Here is a 310-nt window from a genome sequence, read left to right on the forward strand (position 1 = left end):
ATTCAAACAGCCACTGCTGTTGATGTAAGCGCGAACGCGGAATGAATATATACTCGTCTTGTAAAGGGGCTTTACATGGTTGCAATCCTAAATTTTGCAGTGCGGTTACCGCTGGCGTTCTCTCCTTTGCCACTAGGCGGACTTTATAGGGCACCTGGGCAGTTAAAAATTGCAGATTAAAGTAAGGTGTTAACTTTTTTTTTTGATTCACCAAAGTTCTCAGGTGAAGCGTTTTCATTAGCCGTTTAGCTAGCTCGTCCACTTCACAGGCTTCGGCCTGTGGAAAGCGTGCTAACGCCTGTATTTGCTC

At 45.2% G+C, this 310-nt stretch carries 1 protein-coding gene; it reads right to left on the reverse strand.

Translation table 11 applies throughout. The features are described from left to right. Window positions 1-238: hypothetical protein (locus tag CWB99_RS24485; protein WP_212748549.1), on the reverse strand; the 238-nt coding region annotated here is incomplete at its 3' end. Window positions 239-310 lie beyond the last annotated feature (72 nt).

Source organism: Pseudoalteromonas rubra, from assembly GCF_005887095.1.
GTDB lineage: Bacteria > Pseudomonadota > Gammaproteobacteria > Enterobacterales > Alteromonadaceae > Pseudoalteromonas > Pseudoalteromonas rubra_E.